The sequence below is a fragment of the Acidithiobacillus sulfurivorans genome (genome assembly GCF_018853815.1).
GTDB lineage: Bacteria > Pseudomonadota > Gammaproteobacteria > Acidithiobacillales > Acidithiobacillaceae > Acidithiobacillus > Acidithiobacillus sulfurivorans.
In genome coordinates this window covers 1-1,212 of record NZ_JAAOMP010000139.1, presented here as the reverse complement: position 1 = coordinate 1,212, position 1,212 = coordinate 1, and the positions used below count along the sequence as shown (strand labels likewise).

Sequence of the window (1,212 nt, the reverse complement as noted above, 5' to 3'; positions counted from 1 at the left end):
ATGGAAAGTGCGGTGATTGCCACCCATGCACGGCGCATGGGGCGGGACAAGACCATCACGGACCCGCAGCACTACCTGCAGGTTCTGGAGCGTAAACCGGGGGCTTTACGTAATGGCTTGCCCTTCCAGAAGCTGCCGCGTGCCATCACCCTGGTGCAGGAGCATCTCCAGGCTAAAGCCGGTGGAGATAAGGCCTTTGTGGAAGTCTTACTGGCGGCCAGAGACCATGGCATGGACATACTGGAGACTGCCTGCGCCATGGCCCTGGAGCAGAAAACCGTTACCGTCACGGTAATCCTCAATCTGGTACACCGTCTGGCGCACCCGCTGCCACCATCCCCGCAGCAGACTCCGGAAGCCCTGCATCTGAAAGAAGAGCCAACGGCGGATTGCAGTCGCTACGATACCTTGCGGGGGAAGCCTTATGTCCACTGAACTGACCCTCTCTCTCAAGGATCTGCATCTGTATGGCATGGCGACCGCCTACCAGGAATGGGCCGCGCAACCCGGGCCGGTCACAGAGCCGGTTTCCTGGTTGTCCAGCCTGATTGATGCCGAAAAACAGGACCGCCATTACCGCAGTCTGCGTTATCAAAGACGTATAGCCCGGTTCCCCCTGCAGCGCAGTCTGGATGAGTTTGACTTCACGGAAAGCCCCTTGGCCGAAGAACACCTGCGCACGCTGGCCCAAGGGGGATACCTGGAGTCTGCCCATAATCTCATTCTTGTGGGTGGCACAGGGACCGGGAAAACCCATCTGGCCCTGGCGTTAGGTCATGCCGCTATCGACCAGAGCAAGCGGGTACGCTGGTATAACGTAGTCGATCTCGTCAACTCTCTGGAACAGGAGAAAACCCGTGGCCAGGGCGGCCGCCTCGTCAGAACCCTGCAGAGCCTGGACCTCGTCATCCTCGACGAATTGGGCTACTTGCCCTTCTCGGAGTCGGGAGGCGCCTTGCTCTTCCATCTGATCAGCAAACTCTACGAACAGACCGCGCTGATTATCACCACCAACCTCTCCTTCGGAGAATGGGTGAAGATCTTCGGAGACGCCAAAATGACCACGGCGCTTCTCGATCGACTGACCCACCACTGCGATATTCTGGAGACCGGAAACGATTCTTACCGGTTCAAAAAACGTCGCAGCCACCCCCTCTAAAACTGGTCAAAAATATACGCTGTTACCTGGTCATTTTTAAACGCTGTTTGACA

The 1,212-nt window shown here is 57.3% G+C and carries 1 protein-coding gene and 1 pseudogene; both read left to right on the top strand.

The features are described from left to right. A pseudogene (locus tag HAP95_RS13000) lies at window positions 1-435 on the top strand (IS21 family transposase); the annotation flags it as partial. Next, entirely contained in the window at window positions 425-1,159 is a 735-nt protein-coding gene (gene istB, locus HAP95_RS12995; RefSeq protein WP_065980253.1) for an IS21-like element helper ATPase IstB, read from the top strand. The pseudogene HAP95_RS13000 and the gene istB, both read left to right, overlap by 11 nt. Window positions 1,160-1,212 lie beyond the last annotated feature (53 nt).